This window comes from Microcystis sp. M_QC_C_20170808_M3Col, assembly GCF_007095505.1.
Classification (GTDB): domain Bacteria; phylum Cyanobacteriota; class Cyanobacteriia; order Cyanobacteriales; family Microcystaceae; genus Microcystis.
Genome location: NZ_SFBY01000091.1, coordinates 1 through 8425 on the forward strand (window position 1 = coordinate 1; position 8425 = coordinate 8425).

7 protein-coding genes are annotated in these 8425 nt (G+C 44.7%); all 7 read left to right on the plus strand.

All coding sequences use genetic code 11. The features are described from left to right. The first annotated feature begins 524 nt into the window (after positions 1-524). Complete coding sequence (locus EWV84_RS04775) at positions 525-824, plus strand: nucleotidyltransferase family protein (protein WP_287076771.1); 300 nt, start codon at positions 525-527, stop codon at positions 822-824. Next, positions 817-1188 carry a HepT-like ribonuclease domain-containing protein gene (locus EWV84_RS04780; protein WP_287076772.1) on the plus strand — a complete coding sequence of 124 codons (372 nt, stop codon included), beginning with the start codon at positions 817-819 and terminating at the stop codon, positions 1186-1188. Before EWV84_RS04775 ends, EWV84_RS04780 begins: the two co-directional genes overlap by 8 nt. 86 nt (positions 1189-1274) lie before the next feature. Continuing rightward, positions 1275-1445, plus strand: a complete 171-nt coding sequence (locus tag EWV84_RS04785) for a hypothetical protein (protein ID WP_287076779.1) — start codon at positions 1275-1277, stop codon at positions 1443-1445. A gap of 84 nt (positions 1446-1529) precedes the next feature. Further along, on the plus strand, positions 1530-1811 hold the full coding sequence (locus EWV84_RS04790) for a DUF433 domain-containing protein (RefSeq protein ID WP_287076773.1): 282 nt from the start codon (positions 1530-1532) through the stop codon (positions 1809-1811). Further along, positions 1808-2155, plus strand: a complete 348-nt coding sequence (locus EWV84_RS04795) for a DUF5615 family PIN-like protein (protein ID WP_002766840.1) — start codon at positions 1808-1810, stop codon at positions 2153-2155. Before EWV84_RS04790 ends, EWV84_RS04795 begins: the two co-directional genes overlap by 4 nt. 209 nt (positions 2156-2364) lie before the next feature. After that, a complete protein-coding gene (gltB, locus tag EWV84_RS04800; protein WP_287076775.1) occupies positions 2365-6939 on the plus strand; it encodes a glutamate synthase large subunit in 4575 nt (1524 codons plus the stop codon). Between the two features lie 79 nt (positions 6940-7018). Next, a complete protein-coding gene (locus EWV84_RS04805) occupies positions 7019-8062 on the plus strand; it encodes an HsdM family class I SAM-dependent methyltransferase (RefSeq protein WP_287076777.1) in 1044 nt (347 codons plus the stop codon). Positions 8063-8425: the final 363 nt, after the last annotated feature.

Sequence of the window (8425 nt, forward strand, 5' to 3'; positions counted from 1 at the left end):
TAGATGATTTCCTGACCTAAGATCACATTTTATTCTTTTTTCCACTTCAATCTAAGAATTGAGAAAAAAGCAAAACCTTATATTATACCATAAAAAAATTATGCAAGAGGTCTAATGAACGGGAAGGAAATTCTGGAAATGGCACGGGATGCGGCGGAAAAAGCCCGAACAATGGGCGAGGTAATTACGGAAAATTCAAAAAAATGGAGAGAAAGAGCGGAAAGAACTGATCGAAGGGGATCGAGATAGCGATCGAGTATTTCTTCGATTATAGGAGCGATCCCGAACCTCGAATCAGGTAATTGAAAGAGCGACAGGATATAAATAATACAAATATTTCAAGGATTGACACAATAGGCTGATAATGATATTGTTACTACTTCTAATAATTTCCGGATAGTTAATGCGAACACACTTACTAAGTAGCTATGGGAAGACTTTCCTTCGACTACCCTAGTGGCTTCTGTTGCCGATCGCGCTAAACTGAAGATTGTTGATCGCTAAATCAGTAGGCTATAAATTGGATGGTAGATAAAATCACTGCCAACGAGATATTGGAACGTTTACGAACCCTGAAACCCGAACTGGAGGAACGATACGCGCTCGATCGAATCGGTATTTTCGGCTCGGTAGCCAGAGAGGAAAACCGACCGACGAGCGATATAGATATAGTGGTATGTATGCCCCCCGATCTGCTTAAAAGAGTCAGACTGAAAGCCGAACTAGAGAAACTATTCGGACGGGAAGTGGACGTGATCCGCTATCGGGATTCCCTGAATCCTTACCTCAAGGCGCGGATCGATCGAGAGGCTATCTATGTGTGATCGATCGCTTCTATTCGAGTTATTACTAGAGCTTGAAGAGGCGATCCGCCGGATCGAGCGGCGATTTACCCAGATTCAAAAAGCCGATGATTTCATCGCCGATGATGATGGACTCGATCGATTGGATGGCATTAGTATGATGTTGATCGCAATTAGTGAAAATATTAGAAGACTCGATCGGCTAATGGGAGAGAGTTTAGCGAATCGCTACCCGGAAATTCCCTGGTCGGAGATTAAGGGAATCAGAAATATTCTCGCCCACGATTATTTTGACATCGATCCGGAGGAAATTTATCGGATTTGTAGGGAGGATCTGGAGATTTTGAAGCGGGTACTCGGGAAAATACGTCACGACCTCTTGTAATTATCGAAATGTCCCAATCAAACCGCTCCGCTCGGTCTTCACCCCGACATTTTTGATAAGCTTAAAAATCGCTTGGAGGGTTTAGGGTGATAGAAGAGAAAGAAACAGGACTAAATGAACGAGAACTAGAGGAAATTCTGGAAATGGCACGGGATGCGGCGGAAAAAGCCCGAACAATGGGCGAGGTAATTACGGAAAATTCTAAAAAATGGAGAGAGAGAGCGAAACAATCGCCGCAAGTGAGAGCGGGTGGCTGAAGTAACCGAACCGATATTTATTGGGAATAGTCAGGGGTTCGATCGATACGATAAACTAAACGATATCCACTCCAGAAAACCGCGATGGTTCAAGCGACCGAATATCTCTACATCGTTCGAGACGACGAGATTTTACGCGGGGAACCAATTATCAAAGGAACGCGTACACCCGTCCGCGCCATCGTCGAAACTTGGCGTCTGGGAGTCGCTCCCGAAGAAATCCCCCTAGGAATGCCCCATCTGACGTTAAGTCAGATTTTCAGTGCGTTGACCTATTACAGCGACCATCTAGAGGAAATTAACGCTTATATCGAGCGTAACCGCATTCCCGACGACTTAATCGATCCGCTGCTAAAAAATTCGTGAATAATCTCTTTATCCGTCTCTATCTAGATGAAGATGTTAACGTTTTAATCGCCGAGTTGTTGAGAGCGAGGGGGTTTGACGCGATTACTGCGAGGGATGCGGGACAACTTAACGCCACAGATAAAGCACAACTCGCTCACGCGGTGAGTCAGGGAAGAACCTTAGTCACTCACAACCGAACCGATTTTGAAGAACTGGTTCGCGATTACTTCGATGCCAATCGAACCCATTACGGGGTGATTTTCGCCGTCCGTCGCCCTCCGCGAGAGATGGCGAACCGTTTACTCGTTATTCTTGATCGAGTGACTGCGGACGAAATGCGAAACCAAGTTCGATATATTTAATCGCCAAGAAAAATCGCCGTGACCCATTTTTAGGTTCTAGAATGGTCGGAAGTTGGATTCGGTGTAAAGGAACCCTTGTGACATCGAAACATTTCCTTAAGATATAAGACCGAAGGTCCAGTCTGGATACAGAATTGATATACCTAGAATCGCTACTCTGGCTCACCCTCTAGGCCATTCCCTTCCAGACTGCTAGGCTATTAGACAAAATGAATAACAATCAAACTCCACGGAAACAAGGACTATACGATCCCCAATTCGAACATGATGCTTGTGGTGTCGGTTTTATCGTTCATAAAACGGGTAAAAAGTCCCACGATATTGTTGAACAAGCCTTAACAATTTTACTAAACCTCGATCACCGTGGCGCGTGCGGTGCGGAAAAAAATACCGGAGATGGAGCGGGTATTTTGTGCCAAATCCCCGACCTATTTTTCCGGAAAGTGACCAGTAATCTAGGCTTTACCTTACCGGCAGCGGGACAATATGGGGTAGGAATGCTCTACACGGCCCCTGATGCCGAAATTCGCCAGAAAGGTCGGCAGCAATTCGAGAAAATCGCCGCCGAAGAGGGGTTAAAAGTTCTCGGTTGGCGTGATGTTCCCACGGATAACTCTAGTTTGGGCAATTCGGCCAAATCTACCGAACCCTTTATCGAACAGGTTTTCATCGAACGCAATGCCAATTTAAGTGATGATCTGGCCTTTGAACGCAAATTATACGTTATTCGCAAACGTTCCCACCTCAGTCGTCAATCCTTTAATCGTTACTGGTATCCTTGCAGTATTTCTAGTCGTACCATTGTCTATAAAGGGCAATTAATGCCGGTACAGGTGGGGGACTATTTTCCCGATTTACACGACCCCGACTTTGAAAGCGCTTTAGGATTAGTCCATTCTCGTTTTAGTACCAATACCTTCCCCAGTTGGGAACGCGCCCACCCTTACCGTTATATTGCCCACAATGGCGAAATTAATACCCTGCGAGGTAATATTAACTGGATGCACGCCCGTCAGTCGATGTTTGCCTCACCCTTGTTCGGGGAAGACATCAAAAAAATCCAGCCAGTCATTAATATCGAGGGTAGTGACTCCTTAATTTTTGATAATGCCCTAGAATTAATGGTTTTATCGGGGCGCTCTCTTCCTCACGCTGTCATGATGATGATTCCTGAACCCTGGGCAGCCCACGAATCGATGAGTGATGAGAAAAAAGCTTTTTATGAATACCATTCCTGTTTGATGGAACCCTGGGATGGTCCGGCCTCGATCGCTTTTACCGATGGTACGATGATGGGAGCAGTGTTAGACCGCAATGGTTTACGTCCTTCCCGTTACTACGTCACCAAGGATGACCTAGTAATTATGGCATCGGAAGCGGGAGTTTTACCCATTGAACCGGAACGCGTCGCTTTTAAAGGTCGTCTGCAACCCGGCCGGATGTTCCTTGTGGATATGAAAGAAGGTCGTATCGTGGCCGACGAGGAGATAAAAGAAGGTATTGCCAAAGCTCATCCCTATCGCCAGTGGTTAAACGAAAATTTAGTCAATTTAGACGATTTACCGGCTGTGGAAACTGCCTCACCTGAAACTCCTGTTTCCCTAATTCAACAGCAAACCGCTTTCGGTTACACTTTTGAGGAATTACGTCTTTTATTAGCCCCCATGGGCCGGGATGGAGTGGAAGCAGTGGGTTCCATGGGTTCCGATACGCCCCTAGCCGTCTTGTCCGATCGGCCAAAACTGCTTTATGATTACTTTCAGCAGTTATTCGCCCAAGTCACTAACCCCCCGATTGACTCGATTCGCGAGGAAATTATCACCTCTCCCATCACCACTATCGGTGCGGAAAGAAATCTCTTGGATCCGCAGCCAGAAAGCTCTCACCTGATTAAACTTAACTCTCCCATCCTCACTAACGCCCAATTAGCTCGTTTACAGGGCAATAGCGAATTTAAAACCGTTACTATTGCCATTCTCTTCGATCCCACTTCGGGAGTCGAGGGAATGCGTAGCACAATTGAGGCAATTTGTCAAGAGGTGGACGAGGCAATTTTAGCGGGCGCGAGCATTATTATTTTAAGCGATCGAGGTATCGATAAAAATCACGCCCCGATTCCCTCACTGCTGGCCGTTGCCGGTTTACACCATCATCTCATCCGGCAGGGAACCCGCACCAGAGTCGGCCTTGTCTTAGAATCGGGCGAACCCCGGGAAGTGCATCACTACGCCCTTCTCCTCGGTTATGGTTGCGGTGCGATTAATCCCTATCTAGCCTTTGCCACCCTCGGCAGTATGATCGAGGAAGGATTATTGGTAGGAGTTGACCACCCAACCGCCTGTAAAAACTACATAAAAGCCGCCACCAAGGGCGTAATTAAAGTGGCCTCTAAAATTGGCATTTCTACCCTGCAAAGCTACCGTGGAGCGCAAATATTCGAGGCTATCGGCTTAAATCGATCGGTAGTCGATCGCTATTTTACTTGGACAGCTTCCCGCATTGAAGGGGCCGATTTAGAAATTATTGCCAAAGAATCCCTACTCAGACATGGCCACGCTTTCCCCGACCGGGACGTGAACGTGCATACCCTCGATATTGGCGGTGAATATCAATGGCGTAAGGACGGGGAAGCGCACCTCTTTAGCCCAGAAACCATTCATACCCTGCAACAAGCGGTAAAATTGGGCAAATACGACCTCTTTAAGCAGTATTCCCAACTGGTCAACCAACAGAATCAAAAATTCTTCACCCTGCGGGGACTATTAACCTTTAAAAACCGGGAAAGTATCCCCATCGAAGAAGTGGAACCGATTGAAGCGATTATGAAACGCTTTAAAACCGGGGCCATGAGTTACGGGTCCATTTCCAAAGAGGCCCACGAATCCCTCGCTATTGCCATGAATCGTATCGGTGGCAAGTCGAACACCGGGGAAGGGGGCGAAGATTCCGAGCGCTACACTTGGACAAATGAACAGGGAGACTCGAAAAATAGTGCCATTAAACAGGTGGCTTCCGGCCGTTTTGGTGTCACCAGTCTTTACCTCTCCCAAGCGCGAGAATTGCAGATAAAAATGGCCCAGGGGGCAAAACCGGGCGAAGGCGGTCAATTACCGGGTAAAAAAGTCTATCCTTGGATTGCCAAAGTCCGTCACTCCACCCCCGGAGTCGGTTTAATTTCTCCCCCACCCCACCACGATATCTACTCCATTGAAGACCTAGCGGAGTTGATTCATGACCTAAAAAATGCCAATCGTGCGGCGAGAGTGAGCGTAAAACTGGTTTCTGAGGTGGGAGTCGGTACAATCGCCGCCGGAGTCGCTAAAGCTCACGCAGACGTGGTTTTAATCTCTGGTTTCGATGGTGGGACCGGTGCATCTCCCCAAACCTCGATTAAACACGCGGGTTTACCCTGGGAGTTGGGACTAGCAGAAACCCATCAAACATTGGTGTTAAATAATCTTCGCAGTCGCATTGCGGTGGAAACCGATGGTCAGATGAAAACCGGCCGCGATGTGGTGGTAGCGACCCTATTGGGGGCCGAAGAATTCGGTTTTTCGACCGCGCCACTGGTAACGTTAGGCTGTATTATGATGCGGGTTTGTCATCTTAATACCTGTCCGGCGGGGGTAGCGACCCAAGATCCGTTATTACGGAAGAATTTCATCGGGGATCCTGAATATACGGTGAATTTCATGAAATTTATCGCCCAGGAAGTGCGGGAAATTATGGCCGAATTGGGATTCCGCACCTTAAATGAAATGGTGGGGCGAACTGATGTATTAGAGCCGAAACAGGCTGTAGAACATTGGAAAGCGAAAGGAATTGACCTAACTCCGATTCTCTATCAACCGGAGGTAGAGCCAGAGGTAGGACGTTATTGTCAGATTCCCCAGGACCACGGTTTAGATAAGTCCTTGGATCTAACAGTTTTACTGGATTTATGCAAAGATGCCATTGAAAAAGGCGAAAAAGTCAAAGCGACACTACCGATTAAAAATATTAACCGCGTGGTGGGGACGATTTTAGGCAACGAAATCACTAAACGTCACTGGGAGGGTTTACCGGAAGATACCGTACATCTCCATTTTCAGGGCAGCGCGGGGCAGAGTTTCGGTGCTTTTGTTCCCAAAGGAGTGACACTGGAGTTAGAAGGGGATGCTAATGATTATGTGGGTAAGGGTTTAAGCGGTGGCAAAATCATCGTTTATCCGCCCAAAGGTTCCACTTTTGTGGCCGAGGAGAATATTATCATCGGTAACGTGGCTTTATACGGTGCGACCAGTGGTGAGGTGTATATTTCTGGGGTTGCCGGGGAACGTTTTGGGGTGCGTAACTCTGGGGTGATTACGGTGGTTGAGTCCGTTGGCGACCACGCTTGCGAGTACATGACGGGGGGTAAAGTCGTTGTTTTAGGGCCCACCGGTCGCAATTTCGCCGCCGGAATGAGTGGTGGTGTGGCCTACGTCCTCGATGAGTCGGGGGATTTCGCCACTCGTTGCAATACCCAAATGGTAGCTTTAGAGGCGCTAGAAGGGGAAGAAATCGACGATTTACGCGAGTTAATTCAACGTCATGCTGATTACACCCATAGTCAAAAAGCGGCACTGGTTTTAGCAAATTGGTCGGAAATGTTGCCCAAGTTTGTTAAAGTAATGCCCAAGGATTATAAGCGGATGTTGCAGTGTATTAAAGAGGCGTTAGATTCGGGTTTAACTGGTGATTCTGCCCTCGATGCGGCTTTTGAAGCTAATGCACGCGATGTGGCAAGGATTGGCGGTAGTTAGGGTTTCATGGGGGGCTGAATAAGCCCCTTAAACTTTTCTTAATATTCAAATCTTCAAGATACTGTTTGCTAGTAAAAAAATGTTAGAAACTAAAATTCTTAAAGATATAGAGTTAGCTTTTAGACAGTTTGGCTATGAAGGGGAAGATGTATTCAATGTAATTGCCTATTCTTACATTGATGTTTTTGCCATTGAAACTACTAAAAAGCTTGCTAAGATTATTACGAAAGGGCGGTGTGTATCAGAAATTGTATTTCAAGACAAGACTCTTCAGGAAAAAATTCATTGTCATATCAAAAAAGATATTAATGGGAAAAATCTACCGATTTTTTATCAGTATTTTTTGGCTAAAAGATTTCGAGATATTACGGGAAAGTTTTTTACCCCACACGCAATAGCAGAACAAATGGTCAGTATGCTTCCTATTAAATCGGATGCTTTAATAATGGATCCTACTTGTGGCAGTGGAACTTTTTTAAAAGAAGCTGGAGAACGTTGGCAATGTACACCTTGTCATCTCATTGCCAATGATGTAGATGAGATGTTGGTTTGTTTAACGGAATTAGTTTTAAAAATAAATGTCAATAAGAGTCAAAAGATTTCTCGATTTACCTCGAATATTTATCACCCCGATCAAGAAATTCAAACACTATTTGGTCAAGTAGATTACATTGTAGCAAATCCACCGTTTTCACTGCCAATAGACTTGTTAGAATCTCAAAGCGACTTATTCAATTTAGGCTATAGAAATAGCGATGCTCTATTTATTGATTTAGCTCTAGAGTTATTAAAGCCTGACGGACGTTTAGTTTGTCTTTTGCCTCATTCAATTATCTCGAATAAAGAGTATGAAAAGTTACGTCAAAGTGTCGAGAGAAGTTGGTTATTAACCGCCGTTATAATATTACCTGAAGGCGTTTTTCAATCAACTTCAAATACCACGACTCGTGCCGATATTATTGTCTTGGACAAAAAAAGTAAAAATACAATAAATAAAAAGACGATTTTTTCTAATATTTCTTCAATTGGCATCCCCCTGAACAATCAGCAAAAAAAGACAGAAAGCAACGATCTAAAAAAATTGCTAGAAAACAAGGAAGTCGCCAAAGTTCTCGGTATTTAAGTATAAAAACAATGAAAAAAAACGGGCATACTTTTTTTACAATAGTAGATACCTGTAAGATAGAAGCAGGTATCTGGAATCCCTATCATTACAAAAAGAATGACTTAGGTTATACTCTATCAGATTTTGTTGATATTCAAAAAATTATCAATCATAAATGCGATATTAGTTCCTGTCATTTTGCACCGATCGAATATAAAAACATTCCAAAAGGAGAACTATTAACCTTTGTACTAGAAGATAATTGGCTCTTCTGGTTTTCGTGTGTTAATTTTTGTTATGAATTAAAGCAAGCAAACAGCTTAAGTCGAAGATGTTCAAAATTGGTAAATCCATAACTTATTCTTTTAATAAGCTTTATTT

What these genes read in the sequence shown, in the direction of transcription:
- EWV84_RS04775 (WP_287076771.1), top strand. Translation starts at nt 525, where the DNA reads ATGGTAGATAAAATCACTGCCAACGAGATATTGGAACGTTTACGAACC.
- EWV84_RS04780 (WP_287076772.1), top strand. Translation starts at nt 817, where the DNA reads ATGTGTGATCGATCGCTTCTATTCGAGTTATTACTAGAGCTTGAAGAG.
- EWV84_RS04790 (WP_287076773.1), top strand. Translation starts at nt 1,530, where the DNA reads ATGGTTCAAGCGACCGAATATCTCTACATCGTTCGAGACGACGAGATT.
- gltB (WP_287076775.1), top strand. Translation starts at nt 2,365, where the DNA reads ATGAATAACAATCAAACTCCACGGAAACAAGGACTATACGATCCCCAA.
- EWV84_RS04805 (WP_287076777.1), top strand. Translation starts at nt 7,019, where the DNA reads ATGTTAGAAACTAAAATTCTTAAAGATATAGAGTTAGCTTTTAGACAG.